At 68.6% G+C, this 15,548-nt stretch carries 19 protein-coding genes; 10 read left to right on the forward strand and 9 right to left on the reverse strand.

Going from position 1 to position 15,548, the window contains the following annotated elements; all coding sequences use genetic code 11:
• Positions 1–63: 63 nt before the first annotated feature.
• Positions 64–1,239, reverse strand: coding sequence for an NAD(P)-dependent malic enzyme (locus AC069I_RS20300; RefSeq protein WP_425342001.1), 1,176 nt, complete (start codon positions 1,237–1,239; stop codon positions 64–66).
• A 386-nt stretch (positions 1,240–1,625) separates the two neighbouring features.
• On the opposite strand from AC069I_RS20300, the gene AC069I_RS20305 reads away from it, so the two are divergent.
• Positions 1,626–2,231, forward strand: a complete 606-nt coding sequence (locus tag AC069I_RS20305; protein WP_478226325.1) for a dTDP-4-dehydrorhamnose 3,5-epimerase family protein — start codon at positions 1,626–1,628, stop codon at positions 2,229–2,231.
• A gap of 1 nt (position 2,232) precedes the next feature.
• Here the strand turns inward: AC069I_RS20305 and AC069I_RS20310 are convergent, their stop codons facing one another.
• A complete protein-coding gene (locus AC069I_RS20310; RefSeq protein WP_478226324.1) occupies positions 2,233–3,840 on the reverse strand; it encodes a GMC oxidoreductase in 1,608 nt (535 codons plus the stop codon).
• 168 nt (positions 3,841–4,008) lie between these two features.
• Between AC069I_RS20310 and AC069I_RS20315 the strand changes: the two genes are divergently transcribed.
• Positions 4,009–4,686 carry a hypothetical protein gene (locus AC069I_RS20315; protein WP_478226323.1) on the forward strand — a complete coding sequence of 226 codons (678 nt, stop codon included), beginning with the start codon at positions 4,009–4,011 and terminating at the stop codon, positions 4,684–4,686.
• Between the two features lie 76 nt (positions 4,687–4,762).
• On the opposite strand, the gene AC069I_RS20320 is transcribed toward AC069I_RS20315, so the two are convergent.
• A complete protein-coding gene (locus tag AC069I_RS20320) occupies positions 4,763–5,233 on the reverse strand; it encodes a hotdog fold domain-containing protein (RefSeq protein ID WP_478226322.1) in 471 nt (156 codons plus the stop codon).
• A 62-nt stretch (positions 5,234–5,295) separates the two neighbouring features.
• Between AC069I_RS20320 and AC069I_RS20325 the strand changes: the two genes are divergently transcribed.
• Both AC069I_RS20325 and AC069I_RS20330 read left to right on the forward strand, forming a co-directional pair.
• Positions 5,296–5,889 (forward strand): acid phosphatase, encoded by a 594-nt coding sequence (locus tag AC069I_RS20325; protein ID WP_478226321.1) that lies wholly within the window; start codon positions 5,296–5,298, stop codon positions 5,887–5,889.
• Between the two features lies 1 nt (position 5,890).
• Positions 5,891–6,373, forward strand: a complete 483-nt coding sequence (locus AC069I_RS20330) for an N-acetyltransferase family protein (protein WP_478226320.1) — start codon at positions 5,891–5,893, stop codon at positions 6,371–6,373.
• Between the two features lie 20 nt (positions 6,374–6,393).
• On the opposite strand, the gene AC069I_RS20335 is transcribed toward AC069I_RS20330, so the two are convergent.
• On the reverse strand, positions 6,394–6,933 hold the full coding sequence (locus tag AC069I_RS20335) for a hypothetical protein (protein WP_478226319.1): 540 nt from the start codon (positions 6,931–6,933) through the stop codon (positions 6,394–6,396).
• A gap of 245 nt (positions 6,934–7,178) precedes the next feature.
• On the opposite strand from AC069I_RS20335, the gene AC069I_RS20340 reads away from it, so the two are divergent.
• Together AC069I_RS20340 and AC069I_RS20345 are read left to right on the forward strand one after the other, a co-directional pair.
• Positions 7,179–8,105 (forward strand): diacylglycerol/lipid kinase family protein, encoded by a 927-nt coding sequence (locus AC069I_RS20340; RefSeq protein ID WP_478226318.1) that lies wholly within the window; start codon positions 7,179–7,181, stop codon positions 8,103–8,105.
• A gap of 273 nt (positions 8,106–8,378) precedes the next feature.
• Positions 8,379–8,633, forward strand: a complete 255-nt coding sequence (locus AC069I_RS20345) for a WhiB family transcriptional regulator (RefSeq protein ID WP_007028999.1) — start codon at positions 8,379–8,381, stop codon at positions 8,631–8,633.
• 294 nt (positions 8,634–8,927) lie between these two features.
• On the opposite strand, the gene AC069I_RS20350 is transcribed toward AC069I_RS20345, so the two are convergent.
• On the reverse strand, positions 8,928–10,451 hold the full coding sequence (locus AC069I_RS20350; protein WP_478226317.1) for a sensor histidine kinase: 1,524 nt from the start codon (positions 10,449–10,451) through the stop codon (positions 8,928–8,930).
• A 106-nt stretch (positions 10,452–10,557) separates the two neighbouring features.
• Between AC069I_RS20350 and AC069I_RS20355 the strand changes: the two genes are divergently transcribed.
• Complete coding sequence (locus AC069I_RS20355; protein ID WP_369299112.1) at positions 10,558–10,632, forward strand: 50S ribosomal protein bL37; 75 nt, start codon at positions 10,558–10,560, stop codon at positions 10,630–10,632.
• Positions 10,633–10,697: 65 nt separating this feature from the next.
• Here AC069I_RS20355 and rsrA read toward each other — a convergent pair whose 3' ends face one another.
• Positions 10,698–11,024, reverse strand: coding sequence for a mycothiol system anti-sigma-R factor (rsrA, locus tag AC069I_RS20360; protein ID WP_340687175.1), 327 nt, complete (start codon positions 11,022–11,024; stop codon positions 10,698–10,700).
• Positions 11,021–11,659, reverse strand: a complete 639-nt coding sequence (locus AC069I_RS20365) for a sigma-70 family RNA polymerase sigma factor (protein WP_126735738.1) — start codon at positions 11,657–11,659, stop codon at positions 11,021–11,023. The genes rsrA and AC069I_RS20365 overlap by 4 nt, the downstream gene beginning before the upstream one ends.
• 190 nt (positions 11,660–11,849) lie before the next feature.
• Here AC069I_RS20365 and ybaK point away from each other — a divergent pair, with 190 nt between their 5' ends.
• Both ybaK and AC069I_RS20375 read left to right on the forward strand, forming a co-directional pair.
• Positions 11,850–12,326, forward strand: coding sequence for a Cys-tRNA(Pro) deacylase (ybaK, locus tag AC069I_RS20370; RefSeq protein WP_478266185.1), 477 nt, complete (start codon positions 11,850–11,852; stop codon positions 12,324–12,326).
• Positions 12,327–12,508: 182 nt separating this feature from the next.
• Entirely contained in the window at positions 12,509–13,072 is a 564-nt protein-coding gene (locus tag AC069I_RS20375; RefSeq protein ID WP_478226314.1) for a hypothetical protein, read from the forward strand.
• Here AC069I_RS20375 and AC069I_RS20380 read toward each other — a convergent pair.
• The gene (locus AC069I_RS20380; protein ID WP_478226313.1) at positions 13,022–13,630 is read right to left on the reverse strand and encodes an alpha/beta hydrolase family protein; all 609 of its coding nucleotides are present in this window, start codon (positions 13,628–13,630) and stop codon (positions 13,022–13,024) included. The two genes, AC069I_RS20375 and AC069I_RS20380, sit on opposite strands and share 51 nt — an antisense overlap.
• Positions 13,627–14,385: an SOS response-associated peptidase gene (locus tag AC069I_RS20385; protein ID WP_478226414.1), complete on the reverse strand. Its 759-nt coding sequence runs from the start codon at positions 14,383–14,385 to the stop codon at positions 13,627–13,629. The genes AC069I_RS20380 and AC069I_RS20385 overlap by 4 nt, the downstream gene beginning before the upstream one ends.
• A 101-nt stretch (positions 14,386–14,486) precedes the next feature.
• On the opposite strand from AC069I_RS20385, the gene rsgA reads away from it, so the two are divergent.
• Positions 14,487–15,497, forward strand: a complete 1,011-nt coding sequence (gene rsgA / locus AC069I_RS20390; protein WP_478266186.1) for a ribosome small subunit-dependent GTPase A — start codon at positions 14,487–14,489, stop codon at positions 15,495–15,497.
• Positions 15,498–15,548 lie beyond the last annotated feature (51 nt).

Consider the following 15,548-nt stretch of genomic DNA (forward strand, 5'->3'; position numbering starts at 1 on the left):
TTCATTGCGAATTTTGCAATGAAGGGGCCTTTCATGGCGCTTGAGCGAGTGTGAAAGGGACCGTCACACCACGCCGTCGGCCTCGGCGGCCTTCGCGACCGCGGCGGCCACCTCGGGCGCGACACGCGGGTCCAGCGGGCTCGGGACGATCCGGTCCGGGCCGAGGTCGTCCTGCGCCACGGCGAAGATCGCTTCGGCCGCGGCCAGCTTCATGTTCTCCGTGATCGCCCGCGCGCCGGAGTCCAGCGCGCCGCGGAAGACGCCGGGGAACGCCAGCACGTTGTTGATCTGGTTCGGGAAGTCGCTGCGCCCGGTCGCCACGATCTTGGCGTACCGCGACGCCACGACCGGGTGGACCTCCGGGTCGGGATTGGACAGCGCGAACACGATCGCGTCGTCGGCCATCCCGGCCAGCAGGGTCTCGTCGATGGTCGCCCCGGACAGGCCGAGGAAGACGTCGGCGCCCTTCAGCGCCTCGCCGAGGCCGCCGCGCAGACCGGCCGTGTTCGTGGTCTCGGCGAGCTTCTGCTTGATCGGGTTCAGGCCTTCGCGACCCTCGTGGATGATGCCGCGCGAGTCGAGCACGGTGACGTCCGCGACGCCGGCGTTCTGCAGGATCCTGGCGCAGGCCACACCCGCCGCGCCCGCTCCCGAGACGACCACGCGCTGGCCGGAGATGTCCTTGCCGAGGACCTGGTTCGCCCCGCGCAGCGCGGCCAGCGTGACGATCGCCGTGCCGTGCTGGTCGTCGTGCATGACCGGGCAGTCGAGGGCCTCCTTGAGCCGGTCCTCCAGCTCGAAGCAGCGCGGCGCCGAGATGTCCTCCAGGTTCACCGCGCCGAACGACGGGCGCAGCCGGACCAGGGTCTCGATGATCTCGTCGACGTCGGTGGTGTCGAGCACCAGCGGGATCGAGTCGAGCCCGCCGAAGGTCTTGAACAGGACCGACTTGCCCTCCATGACCGGCAGCGAGGCGCTCGCGCCGATGTCACCGAGGCCGAGCACCGCCGTACCGTCACTGACCACCACGACCAGCCTGTCCGCCCACGTGTACCGCTTCGCCTTGGCCGCGTCCTCGGCGATCGCGCGGCTCACCTTCGCCACGCCAGGCGTGTACGCGACCGAAAGGTCACGGGGCGAGGAGATCGGGCGCGTCGCGGCCACGGAGAGCTTGCCGCCCTCGTGACCCTCGAAGATCTCGGTGTCCGTCACTGGCGTGGTCATCGTGGTTCCCGTCATTGCTTCCGCCGTGTCTAAGGACGGCGAAGTCTCGATTCGAGCGAAGGTCATGGGATTCTCCTGGGACTGCGAGCGGGGGAACTGGCCGGTGAGCAGGCCAAACTGGGCATGGCCCGGCCACCTGGGGTAACTCGTCCTCCGACACGGCAGCCCAGCGCGGTAGCGCCGGCCTGTCGGCGAAGCGTCCAATCGGCCATCGGTGCCGTGGGTGTGGCGACGGCCGCGGACGCAGCGGTCAGATCATTGTGACAGGCGTGCGGACCAGTGTGCCCCTCTGGTGCGGTTGATGTCACAAACCGGCCCGGCTTTCCGCAGCTCAAGAGATGTTTCGCAAGACGTCCATCCGGTTTGGGAAGGCGGCCTCAGCCCTGGTTAGCATTGGGGTCATGCAAGCCAGGCGCCTCAGCATCCCCGACTGTTTCGAGTTCACCCCGCGGGTTTTCCCCGATCACCGCGGTCTGTTCGTGGCGCCGTACCAGGAACAGGCGTTCGCCGACGCGGTCGGGCACCGCTTTCGCCTTGGCCAGGCCAACACCAGCGTCTCCCGGCGCGGCACGATCCGCGGCGTGCACTTCGCGGACACCCCGCCAGGACAGGCGAAATACGTGTACTGCCCGCGAGGTGCGCTGCTCGACATCATCGTGGACCTCCGGGTCGGCTCGCCCACCTTCGGCGAATCGGCCTCCGTGCTGCTCGACAGCACCGAGTACAAAGCGGTCTACATCCCCGAAGGCCTCGGCCATGCCTTCATGGCACTCGAAGAAGACACGGTCATGACGTACGTCTGCTCCGAGCCGTACAACCCGGTGGGCGAGCACGGCGTCAACCCGATGGACGCGGATCTCGCGCTCCTCTGGCCCCAGGAGATCGAACCCGTGGTGTCCGAAAAGGACACCACGGCGCCCTATCTGAAGGAGGCCTTGGAGCAGGGAGTGCTTCCTCGATACGAAGATTGCGTGGCCTACTACGAAAAGTTGCGAGCCGAGAACTGAGCTAGCGCGCCACGTCCTCGCCCAGCACCCGTTCGACGTTCCGTTCCGCCAGCGCGGTGATCGTCACGAAGGGGTTCACGCCGGTACTGCCCGGGATCAGCGACCCGTCGGTGACGTAGAGATTCCGATAGCCCTTCACCCGGCCGTACAGGTCGGTGGCCTCACCCAGCACCAATCCGCCCAGCGGGTGATAGGTGAACCGGTTCTCGAACGACCGCGTATCCCCGAACAGGTCACTGCGGTAGATCGTGCGATTCGCCCGGTTGACCTTGTCGAACAACGACTTCGCCGCGTCGATCGACGGCTTCCCCTGCGCGGCGTTCCAGCGCAGCCGCACGGAGTCGGTGGCGGCGTCGTAGGTGAAGTGGCCGCGTTCGGGGTTCTTCGTGATCGCCAGGTAGAGGCTCAGCCAGGTCTCGACCCCGGCAGGCACCGGCGCGACCTCGGCGAAGACCGGGTTCACCGGGTCGTCCCACGCGTCGATGCCGAGCGCGGGCATCCCCGACTGCAGCGATCCGCCGAGATCCCACGCGTGGTTGGCGCGGCCCAGCATCACGTTGCCGTTGGTACCCCAGCCGCGGCCGACCTCGTCGTTCAGTCCGGGCAGCGTGCCGGTTTCCCGTGCCCGCACGAGCAGTTCCGTCGAACCGAGGCTGCCGGCGCCGAGGAACAGGTACTTCGCGCCGAGTTGTTTCCTCGCGACGACCGCGCCGTCCTCGGCGGTTTCGTGCACGGTGAGGACGTACGTGCCGTCGCTCTGCCGGGTGATCCCCCGGACCTGGTGCAGTGTCTTGATGGTCACGTTCCCGGTGCCCAGCGCGGCCGCGAGATAGGTCTTGTCGAGGGAACGTTTGCCGTGGTTGTTGCCGTAGATGACCTCGGACGCGAGGGCCGACCTCGGCACCGTGCCCGCTTCTTCCCGCTTCATGTACTCGAAGTCGTAGACACTGGGCACGAACACCGTCTTGAGGCCTGCCCGCGTCGCGGCCTTCCGGGAAACCCTCGCGTAGCGGTAGGAACGGCAGGTTTCGAACCAGTGCGGGTCGATATGGTTCACGCCGAGGGCCCGGTTGGCCAGGGGAAAGTACTTCCCGTACATCTCGTCCGCGTCGACGCCGGGCAGGATCTCCTCGAAGTACGACCGCTTCGGCGTCACGGCCATCGCGCCGTTGACCAGCGAACCGCCGCCGACGCCACGTCCGACGTAGACGGACATGTCGCCGTGGTCCACCCTGTCGAGCACACCGGGGTACCGCTTGATGTCCCGGTTCGCCAGGTCCATCCAGAGAAATGACGCGAGCGGGGCCTGCGTGCGGTTCTTGAACCACGCGGCCCGCCGGTCCGGCCGGAGCATGTCGCAGAAGACCTTGCCGTCGGGACCGGGGTCGGCCCACAGTTTGCCCATTTCGAGCATGACCGTGGGAATCCCGGCTTCGCCGAGCCGGAGCGCGGTCACCGCGGCGCCGTACCCGGTGCCGACGACCACGGCCGTCGAGAAGCCCGGCGACGATTCTCCGGCCTGTGCGGTGGAAATCGTGGTGAGCCCGAGAGCGGCGGCGGAGTTGAGCGCGGTGAACCCGAGGAACCCGCGGCGCGACAGTGGGGACATGGGCCGATGATCGCCCGCTGTTCGAGCCGTCTTCAAGGGCGAATCCGAAGCGGATTCGCGTCAGCTGGGTAAACACCGTTTATTTTCACCCGAACGTGGCGATTCCAGGGGTCCCTTGGGTGGCTTCCCCGATGTGATTCAAACTCGCGCAGACCACGCTTTCGGGTCATGAGACGTCTTCTCGCCGCGACCGCGGCCGCACTGTCCGCAGCCGCCCTCATCGCCTTCCCCGGCCACGCCTCGGCGGCACCGTCGCCGCTGCCCGACTTCGACTTCTCCGCCTGCCCCGCCCCGCCCGCCAACGCCGACCCGGGCACTTGGCGCTGCGAAGCGTTTGTCTCCCAAGGAGTCCTCACCATCGGCGACCGGGAGATCCCGCTCGGGGAGATGCGACTGACGTTCTCCGAAGGCAAAGTGGCCGGGAAGTACGCGCAGGTGTTCGGCGAACTACGGCACGCTCCCGCCCGGATCCGCGGCGCTTTCGGCACGAGCCTGCAGCTGAAGTACGGCGGCTACTCGGACTTCCAGTCGAACGACGAGCGCCGCGGCGAATTGGATCTCTACGCGGCCCTGCGGCATCCCTTACTGCCCAAGGAATGCGCGGTCGGCACCCTCGCCGAGCCGCTGCACTCGGTCGTCAAGGACGATCCCGCGGTCCCCTTCGAGGTGATCTCGCAGAACCCCACGACGGTGAAGTTCGGCGTCGTCGACTCGCAGCTCGCCCTGCCGCGCACGACCGGTTGCGGCCCGCTGACGCAAGTAGCCGACGAATTGCTCGGCCTGCCGTCCGCGAGCGGGCGGAACACCTTCAAGCTGGCGACCTACGTGCAGTTCAAACCCCTCTGACGACCCGCATTTCGTCCTCTGAATGCGGTAGTTGCACGCGCAACGACCGCATCCAGAGGACTAATTGCGGAGGCGCTCACTTCTTCTTGGTCACCCAGATGGTGATGGTCGCGGTCACGACGGTCTTTCCGTTCGTGTCCGTGATCGTCACCGGCACGGGGAGCTCGAAGCCCTCGTCGCCGAATTCCGGCAACTCCGGCAGTTCGGCGACCGCGCGCAGGCTCGTCTCGGCCTTCGCCACGTACTCGACCGTCATCCCCTTGGGCAGCCAGCGATGCGTCGTCGGGACGGTCGCCTCGGCGAGCATGCCCATGGCGATCTCGGCGAGGTTGCATGCCGCGATCGCGTGAAAAGTCTTGATGTGGTTGTAAACACCCCACCACTTCGGGGACGTCACCTCGCACCGGCCGGGACGCAACTCGCGCACCGACGGGAGCACCGTCCGGAAGTACGGCACACGCAGGCACATCGCCGCCGAGAACAGCTGTTTGCCGACCGGCTTGCCCGCCAGCCGGTTCCACATCGCGTAGGTCGGATTCTGCGCCATCACGGTCTCCTCATCATGTTACTCGCCAGTAGCATAACCGGACCGCAGGCTATATTCGCAACGTGGCACATCGGCTCTTCCTCCTCCGGCATGGTCAGACCGAGTGGTCCGTCAACGGACGGCACACCGGACGCACCGACATCCCGCTCACGGCCGCCGGCGAGGGGCAGGCCCGCGCGGCGGGCGGCACCTTGCGCGCGGTGCTCGGCGGCAACCCCGCGCTCGTCCTCTCCAGCCCTCGCACCCGCGCGCTGCGAACGGCCGAGCTGGCCGGGCTGCGCGTCGACGAGGTCACCGAAGAGCTGGCCGAATGGGACTACGGCGACTACGAGGGCGTCACCACGCCGGTGATCCGCGAGACCGTTCCCGGCTGGACGGTCTGGTCGCATCCGATCCCCGGCGGCGAAAGCGCGGAGGACGTCAACGCCCGCGCCGACAAGCTGATCGAACGCGTCCGCGAACCGCTCGGCGAGGGTGACGTGATCATCGTCGGCCACGGGCATTTCAGCCGCGTCCTGGTCGCGCGCTGGATCGGCCTCCCGTCGACCGCGGGCGTCCACTTCGGACTCGACCCGGCCGGCGTCGCGGTGCTCGGCGACGAACGCGGCGAGCCGCAGATCGAACACCTCAACCTGCTCCCCACCACAGAGGACTGAAATGGGCGACGACCGCATCCGGCGCATCCGCGAAGAAGACGTGGACGCCGTCGTCCAGCTCGTCTACGACCTCGCCGAGTTCGAACGCGCCCCGGACGAATGCCACCTCACGCCCGAGCAGCTGCGCGTCGCACTGTTCGGTGAAGCGCCGGGGCTGTTCGGGCACGTCGCGGAGGTCGACGGCGAGATCGTCGGCTACGCGCTCTGGTTCCTCAACTTCTCCACCTGGCGCGGCGTGCACGGCATCTACCTGGAAGACCTCTACGTCCGCCCCGAGCAGCGCGGCTCCGGCCTCGGCAAGGCGCTCCTGGCCACCCTCGCGGCGGTCTGCGTCGAGCGCGGCTACGCCCGTCTCGAATGGTCGGTGCTCAACTGGAACCCGGCGCAGGGGTTCTACAAGTCACTCGGCGCGGTGCCGATGGACGAATGGACCGTCGACCGCCTCACTGACGCACCCCTGAAGGCGCTCGCCGCCCAGGTCTAGCCAAGGCGTGACTCGCGTGCTCAGGAGTCGCGTTCCTCGCGCTCACGACGCGCCGCGCGACCCGCGGCGCCGTCACGCTCGGCGGCTTCTTCCTCGCTCTCGCCTTCCTGCATCCCGAGCGCCCACGCGCGCGAAGGGCGGCGGAACAGCAGCACGATGACGGCGACGCCGATCAGCGCGAGCGGCACTCCCCACACCGGCTGCCCGGACGGGCCCGCGCCGTACCAGCCGACGCCCACCAGGATCAGCGCGACGACCACGCCGGGCGACCTCGCCCAGGTCTTCCCCATCATCAGGCCGGCCGCGCAGGCCAGCGTTCCGGCGGCGAGGACGAGGTAATAGGCGACCTCGGCCAGGAGGTTCTCCGGTCCGGCCCGGCCGTTGACCAGGAGCAGGATCGCGAACACGATCAGGGCGAGCCCCGGCAGCGCGGTGACGGCCCCGGCGAGGCGGACTTCACGGGGCGCGGGCGAGAGCTTGTCGGCGATGGACACGGCGAAACAGCCTTCCAGGCTTCCGGACACGGCGCTCCACCAGGGCGGGTCACCGTACGTGAGCACTTTCGATCGTATGCCACCCGGTCGGCCGTTTTTCCCTCGCCGCCGCATGGGAAGAATTGGAAGCGTCGTCGATGAGCGGGCGGTCGGCCCGGGTGCACTTGTCACGACGCGCTGTCACCAGCCGACAGTGAGGAGGGACGCCCGCCACAGGGCCATACGGTGCTGCTTCGAGGACGCACGGGCCATTGAGCTTCGCGTCACCTGACGCTCCCCTCTTCGGGCCGAAGAGGCTTACCCTGCGGTATGTGCGTGCCATCCTCGTCGTGAATCCCCAGGCCACCTCGACCACCGCCGGTGGACGTGACGTGCTGGCGCACGCACTGGCCAGCCAGGTCAAACTCGACGTGGTGGAGACCGACTACCGCGGTCACGCGATGGCCGTCGCGCGGTCCGCCGCCCGCGACGGGATCGACCTGGTGGTCGCCCACGGCGGCGACGGCACGGTCAACGAGGTGGTCAACGGTCTGCTCGCGGACGCCGACGGCGATCCGGCGAAGGTCGGCGGCGCCCCCATGCTCGGTGTCGTGCCGGGCGGCTCGGCGAACGTCTTCGCCAGGGCGCTGGGCATCGCGCACGATCCCGTGGAAGCGACCCATCAGCTCCTCAACGCCATCGAGAACGACCGGAGCCGCGAAGTGGGCCTCGGGATCGCCGACGGCCACTGGTTCACCTTCAACGCCGGCATGGGCTGGGACGCGGACGTCGTCGGCCGCGTGGCCAAACGCCGGGGCAAGCAGACCACCGCCGGGCTCTACCTGAGGGCCGCGGTGGCGTCGCATCTGCGGCCTCCGCTCGGCCGCCCGCCGCTCACGGTCAGGATCCCGGGTGAAGAGCCCACCGAAGTGCTGACCGCTTTCGTGTCGAACACCGATCCGTGGAGCTACCTGGGCAACCGTCCCGTCCACCTGAACCCGGACAGCTCGTTCGACACCGGACTGGGCCTTTTCGCGTTGAGCGGTCTGGGATTGCCCACCGTGTTCAAGCATGTACGGCAGGCATTGCTCACGAAGAGCGACCAACGCGGGCGACGTCTCCTTCGTCACGATGACCTGCCGATGATCCGCATAGACGCTGCTGAACCGGTAAACTTCCAGGTGGACGGCGACCTCGTCGGCCAGCGGAAGAGGGTGGAGTTCTTCAGCGTCCCGGAAGCACTGACGGTAATCGTCTGACGACCGGACCGCTGATCACCTGCGGCAAAGTACGAACTGCCGCTCATCGACGCAGAACCTCCGCTCACCGCATCGGCCTTCCCTTCGGAAGGCCGTTTCGGACCGAAACCGCAGGTCAGAAGCGTCGCTCGGCCGGGTGAGCTGACTCACCGATCTTCAGAAAACCCTTGTCGAAACGGGTGCTTCGTGAAAGCATTCACAAGCACCCAAAAAAACGACCGCCATGACGACTATGGCGCGGAGTACCGCGCCGTTATGAAGGAGCTCAGAAACATGGACTGGCGCCACGACGCGGCCTGCCGAGACGAGGACCCCGAGCTGTTCTTCCCCGTGGGAACCAGCGGTCCTGCTCTGTCGCAGGTAGCGCAGGCGAAGGCCGTGTGCCACCGCTGCACCGTCGCTTCCGACTGCTTGGCCTGGGCATTGGCCAGCGGGCAGGACGCAGGCGTCTGGGGCGGGATGAGCGAGGACGAGCGACGGGCCCTGAAGCGCCGTCGTACGCACATCGGCACGCGTACCTCCGCCTGAGTCTTTCGGACTCAGCACGCTTCATCGCATTACTCACAACTGAGCAAGACCCCAAGCTTCGGGAAAACTCCCGCGGTGCGATGGCCGCATGGCCGTGCGTCGCGAGGTGACACGTACCCGACTTGAGCTTAACAAGCGAGGCCGACACGCCCTCACGGGGGTATGGCTTCAGCGGACTTTCCAAGTCCTCCCGCGGAACCGTTACAGGGCCGGCGCCATTTTCTCTTCGGGCGCCGGCCCTAAAACGTGTCCGGATGAGACTGTCCCTTGTGGATGATCAAAAGGGACAGTCCACTAGAGACGTCGCGACAACGGGATCCGCAGCGCCGCTTCGGTTCCCAGCCGTCGTCCGCCGGTCTCTTCGGATTCCCCGCGCAGTCCCCTGATCGACAGCGATCCGCGCAGCTCCGACTCCACCAGTGTCCGCACGATCTGGAGCCCGAGGCCGTCGCTGCGTTCCAGCGAGAAACCCGAGGGGAGTCCGCGCCCGTTGTCGCGGATGACGACGTCGAGCCAGCGCGCGGAGCGCTCCACCACGAGTTCGACCTTGCCCGGCCGTCCGTCGGGGAACGCGTGCTCGATGGCGTTCTGGACGAGTTCGGCCAGCACCATCACCAACGGCGTCGCGATCTCGGCGACGACGACTCCGAACGAACCGGTGCGCGAAAGCCCGACCTGCGACTCCGCCGTCGCGACCTCACCGACCATCGGGAGGACGTTGTCGAGCAGCTTGTCGAGGTCGACCCGCTCGTCCACCGAGATGGACAGCGCCTCGTGCACCATCGCGATCGACGAGACCCGGCGCACGGACTCGCCGAGCGCCAGCCGCGCCTCCTCGCTGGAGGTCCGGCGCGACTGGAGCCGCAACAGCGCGGCGACGGTCTGCAGGTTGTTCTTCACGCGGTGGTGGATCTCGCGGATGGTCGCGTCCTTCGAAAGGAGAGCACGGTCACGGCGCTTCACCTCGGTGACGTCGCGCACCAGCACGAGCGCGCCCGCGGCCTGCCCGGCGGGACGCAGCGGCAGCGCACGGAAGAGCACGACGGCGCCGCGGCGGGAATCCGCCTCCGTCCGGCTGCTGGGCTTGCCGTCGAGCGCCTCGATGATCCGGTGCGACACCTCGGTCGCGTCGAACGGGTCACGGATGAGCGACCGGGTCAGCGGCGCGAGGCGCTGCCCGACGAGGTCGGACTCGTGCCCCATCCGGTGATAGGCCGACAACCCGTTCGGGCTGGCGAAGACCACCGTGCCGGTCGGGTCGAGGCGGATCAGGCCGTCGCCGACCCGCGGGCTCGTATGCGTGTCCGTCTGGTTCCCCGGACTGGGGAACGTGCCGTCGACGATCATCTGGCACAGGTCGCCCGCGCTGCCGAGATACGCGATCTCGAGCGGGCTGGGCACCCGTGAGGCCGCCAGGTTGGTCTCGCGGCTGAGGACGGCGATCACCGTGCCCGCGAACACCACCGGGATGGCCTCGCGGCGCATCGGCAGGTCGCGGTACCAGTGCGGATCCTCTTCGCGGCAGATCCGCACCTCACGGCCGGCCTTGGCCAGCTGCGGGTGCTCGTCGACGGTGAACCGGGAGCCGACGACATCCTCCGGATGGGCCGTCGGCGCCGTCGTCGGGCGTGCGTGGGCGACGCACACGTAGTCGCCGCCGTCGGGTTGCAGCTCCTCCGAGACGGCGACCCACAGCAGGAAGTCGGCGAAGGACAGGTCGGCCAGCAGCTGCCATTCGGCGACCACGGTCTGGAGGTGGTCCGCGGCTTCACCGGACAGACCGGTGTTCTCCGCGAGCAGATCGGAAAGGGTGGACACGTCCCCATCCAAGCAGGGTGAGGGCCGCATGACACACTGGAGAGGTTGACCCTGGCCCAGCGGTGTCGTATCACCCCGCGAGGGCCACTCGGACGAGGAGTGAAACATGTCGAAGCGCGCCCGCAAGCGTCGCGACCGTAAGAAGAACGGCGCGAACCACGGCAAGAAGCCCAACTCCTGATCATCGATCAGACAGCGAAGGCCCCCGCACCGATCGGTACGGGGGCCTTCGTGTGTCCTGAGGCGCTACTGCTCGAAGGTCTGCTCGATCTTGACCTCGGTGCGCTCGATGGTGATCGAGCCCTTGGTCTGCACGGTCTGGCGGATGGAGGCCCGCAGCCGGGACTTGAGGTCGTCCGGCGCGTGGTCGCCGCCGCACTTGCGCGCGAGGAGCTGCTTGATGTGCTCGTCGATGCCGTATTCCTCGAGGCACGGCGGGCAGTCCTCGATGTGCTTGCGCAGGGCGGCGTCGCGCTCGGCGCTGCACTCCTTGTCCAGCAGCAGGTAGATGTCGGCGAGGGCTTCCTCGCACCTGACCTTGTCGTCCGCGCCGGCGCAGTAGTCCTCGGTCATCGCCCCGCCACCTCCTGCTGCTTGCCCGAGCGGATGAAGCCCCGCTCGCGGGCGACGTCGGCGAGCAGGTCACGGAGCTGGGCACGGCCGCGGTGCAGCCGGGACATCACGGTGCCGATGGGCGTGTCCATGATCTCGGCGATCTCCTTGTACGCGAAACCTTCGACATCGGCGAGGTAGACCGCGAGGCGGAACTCCTCTGGCAGCTTCTGCAGCGCTTCCTTGACGTCGGCGTCGGGCAGGTTGTCCATCGCCTCGACCTCGGCCGAGCGCAGCCCGCTGGAGGTGTGACTCTCCGCCTTGGCGATCTGCCAGTCGGTGATCTCCTCGGTGGGCTGCTGCACCGGCTGGCGCTGACGCTTGCGATAGCCGTTGATGTAGGTGTTGGTGAGGATGCGGTACATCCACGCCTTGAGGTTCGTGCCCGCCTTGAAAGACGCGAAGGCCGCGTACGCCTTCAGGTACGTCTCCTGGACGAGGTCCTCGGCGTCGGCGGGATTCCGGGTCATCCGCATGGCGGCCGAGTACAGCTGGTCGAGCAGGGGCATCGCGTCCCGCTCGAAGCGCTCGGCCCGCGCGGCCGCCTCTTCGGCGTCCGTGCCCGTGTCCGGCGCGGGATTCTGCGTGCTCGGCAAACCGTTCCCTTCCCGATCGGCGTCGATGCGCTTGTGCGCATGAGACGTCGTCGAGTTTACGCGGGGGCGGATCACCTGGCCGCCCGGCGTGCGCGGGATCAGGATTCGGGGAGCTTCGAGTGTGGTGGACACGTGCCTTTCAACAGTGACGCCCGGTCGGGCATTCCCGGCGCGCTCGTAGACTCCGCCCATGGCAGGCAAGGGAACCCCGGCGACGGCGCTGCTGGCGAAGCAGAAGGTGGCGCATGTTCTGCACGCCTACGACCACGATCCGCGGGCCGAGTCATACGGCCTCGAAGCCGTCGAAGCGCTGGGGCTCGACCCCGCGCGCGTGTTCAAGACACTGGTCGCCGAGGTCGACGGGAAACTGACCGTCGGTGTGGTCCCGGTCACCGGCCAGCTGGATCTGAAGGCGCTGGCGGCCGCCGTGCGCGGGAAGAAGGCGAAGATGGCCGACCCCGCCGCCGCGCAGCGCGCGACGGGATACGTGCTGGGCGGGATCTCACCGCTCGGACACCGGAGCCCGCTGCCGGTGGTGATCGACTCGTCGGCGGAGAAGTTCGAGACCGTGCACTGCTCGGCCGGGCGGCGCGGGCTGGAGGTCGAACTCGCGCCCGGCGACCTGGCGCGGCTCACCGGTGCCGTGGTCGCCCCGATCGCCGGCTGACCTCCCGCATTTCGTCCTCTGAATGCGGTAGTTGCACGCGCAAGGACCGCATTCAGAGGACGAAATGCGGGAGGAGACTCACTCTCGCGAGGGAGGGGAGTCGGTCCGCAGCGGGAAGATCACGCGGCCACGCTCGGGAATCGTCGTCGGCAAGCGAACGACGACCTCCTGGGAGCGACGAAATGACCAAGACCGTGCCCGGCGTACCGAGGTGGGCGAACCTCGCCGCCCACGCGACGCTGCTGGCGACCTTGCCCTCCGGGCTGTGGCGGATCGCGATGGGCCTCGGCATCCCGGTCGGGTTCACCGCGCAGGGGCTGGACGAGTTCGGCGTCCCCGGCTGGGGCACGGCCTACGCCTTCGGCCTGAGCCTGCTCGCCGAAGCGCTCGCGTTCCTCACCCTCGGGCTCGTCCGGCCTTGGGGTGAAGTGTGGCCGCGCTGGATCCCGGGGCTGCGTGGCCGCCGGATCCCGCCGCTCGCGGCGATCCTCCCGGCCGCCGCGGGCGCGATCACCCTGACCGCGCTGAGCGTCCGAGCACCGTTCGGCTGGGCGGAGGCCGGTTCTTCGATGGCGCCGGGAAGCTGGGAAGACTCGCCGGTCTACGGCGTCGTCATGGCCGCTTGTTACGCGCCGATCCTGCTCTGGGGCCCGCTGCTGGCCGCAGTCACCGTGCACTACGCCCGGCGGCGGTTCTCAGGTGAGCGGCCGCAGCACACGCTCCAGCCACTCGGCGGCCGCGCGTGACACGCCTTCGAGGTCGGCGCTGAGGTTGTGGTCGCCCTGGACCACCACGATCTCGTGATGCGGCCCGGCCTTCGGCAGGCCGAACGGGTCTCGTTCGCCCTGCACCACCAGGGTCGGGACCTCGACGGCGTCCAATTCACCCTGCCGGGATTTCTCCGGCTTCCCCGGCGGATGCTCGGGGAAGGCCAGGCAGAGCACCGCCACCGCCTGCCCCGTCGCGGCGGTCCGGCAGGCGACGCGGGCCCCGGACGACCGGCCGCCGAACACGAGCGGAAGATCGTCGAAGCGCGCGGAGATCTCGTCGGCCACGGTGAGCCACGCGGTGTCGAGCTGGGTGGCGGGAGCGGGCGCCCGGCGGCCCGCCACCCGGTACGGCTGCTCGACGAGCGCGACGTGGACACCGGCCGCCTGCGCCGCGCGGGTGACCGCGACCAGGTCCTTCGCGCCGATCCCCCCGCCGGCGCCGTGGCCGAGCATCAGCACCGCGACGCCTTCCTCGGCACAGAGCAGCTCGGCCCGCGCGGGGCCGTAGGCGGTGTCGATCTCCAGCTTCGTCATGAGTTCGGCAGCTCGAAGAGCAAGCTTTCGGCGGCGGGTTCGACGCGGTCCACCAGCTCCGGACCGTTGTTGCGGACGTTGTTGACCAGGCTGGACACCGGCCGCGGCTCGATCGTGTCGACCAGGTCCGCCGGGGGCGGGACGAGCAGATCGGTGACGTCGGCCAGATCCGGGTCGAGCCAGGTGTCCCACTTTTCGCGCGGCATCAGCAGCGGCATGCGGTGGTGGATGTCGGTGAGCCTGCCGACCGAGTCGGTGGTGATCACGGAGAAGGTGATCAGCGGGTCGGCCTCTTTGTCGTCCTTCGGCCGCCAGGTCTCCCAGATCCCGGCGAACGCGAGCGACTCGTCGCCCGGTCCGGTCATGAAGAAGGGCTGCTTCTCCTTGCCGTCACGCCGCCACTCGTACCAGCCGTCGGCGGGGACGAGGCAACGCCGCGCGGAAACCGCCTTCTTGAACGACGGCTTCTCCTTGGCGGTCTCGGCACGCGTGTTGATCATCTTCGAGCCGACGCCGGGGTCCTTCGCCCAGAACGGGACCAGCCCCCAGCGCATCATCCGCAGCGACCGCACGGCGGGCTCGTCTTCGAGCACCGCGCCGTCGGCGTCACGCGGATGCCGCTGCACGACGGTGGGGACGACCTTGGTCGGCGCCACGTTGTGATCGGTCCGGACCCGGCCCTCGGTCAGGTCCACCGCGGCGAACTCGTCGATCAGCGCCGCCGGGTCCTTGGTCGCGGCATAACGCCCGCACATGCGAAAACCTCCCTGATCGACAGCCATCGTTACACGCTACCGAGGCGTTGGCGAGCAGCATGGGATCATAGTTTCGCGGTGTGCGAAGAGCAGGAGGCGGTTTGGCTGGCAAGGACTGGCGCAGGCTGGACGAATCCGACGTGCGGATCCGTCCCGGCAAGGGCACCAGGCCGCGCAGCAAACGCCGCCCCGAGCACGCGGACGCCTCCACCGCGATGGTCATCGGCAAGGACCGCGGCCGCTGGACCTGCGCGATCGACTCCGATCCGGACCGGGTCGTCACCGCGATGCGGGCCCGTGAGCTGGGCCGGGTCCCGGTCGTCGTCGGTGACACCGTCGGCATCGTCGGCGACGTGAGCGGCAGGCCCGACACCCTCGCCCGCATCATCCGGGTGGACGAACGCTCCAGTGTGCTGCGCCGGACCGCGGACGACACCGACCCCTTCGAACGGGTGGTCGTCGCCAACGCCGAGCAGTTGCTGATCGTCACCGCGCTGGCCGATCCTCCGCCGCGCACCGGATTCATCGACCGCTGTCTCGTCGCCTGTTACGCGGGCGGCCTCGAACCGGTCCTGTGCCTGACGAAGGCCGACCTCGCGAGCCCGGACGAACTCCTCGCCGGCTACGCGGGCCTCGACATCCCCGCCGTGGTCACCCGGCACGACGAGCATCCGGAAGAACTGACCGGACGGCTCAAGGGCAGGCTCACCGCGCTGGTCGGGCATTCCGGGGTCGGGAAGTCCACTTTGGTCAACCGGCTGGTGCCGGACGCCGGACTGGCGACCGGCGTGGTCAGCGCGGTCGGCAAGGGCCGTCACACGTCCGTCGCGGCGGTCGCGCTCCCCCTGCCCAGCGGCGGCTGGGTGGTCGACACCCCCGGCGTCCGCTCGTTCGGGCTGGCCCATGTGACCGCCGACGACATCGTGCTCGCGTTCGAGGAGTTCGCCGAGGCCGCCGAGGAGTGCCCCTCCGGCTGCGGGCACCTCGGGCCGCCCTCGGACCCGGACTGCGCACTCGACGACGTGGTCACCGAGGGTGACGCGAGCCAAGAGCGTTTGACCTCGTTGCGGCGTCTTCTGGGCTCCCGAGCTGGGCATGACGACGATCGGTAACTAATTTCGGCTTCGCGCGATAACCCGTTCGGATTAGATCAACTTTTCTGA

It is taken from the genome of Amycolatopsis sp. NPDC043885 (assembly GCF_056435685.1).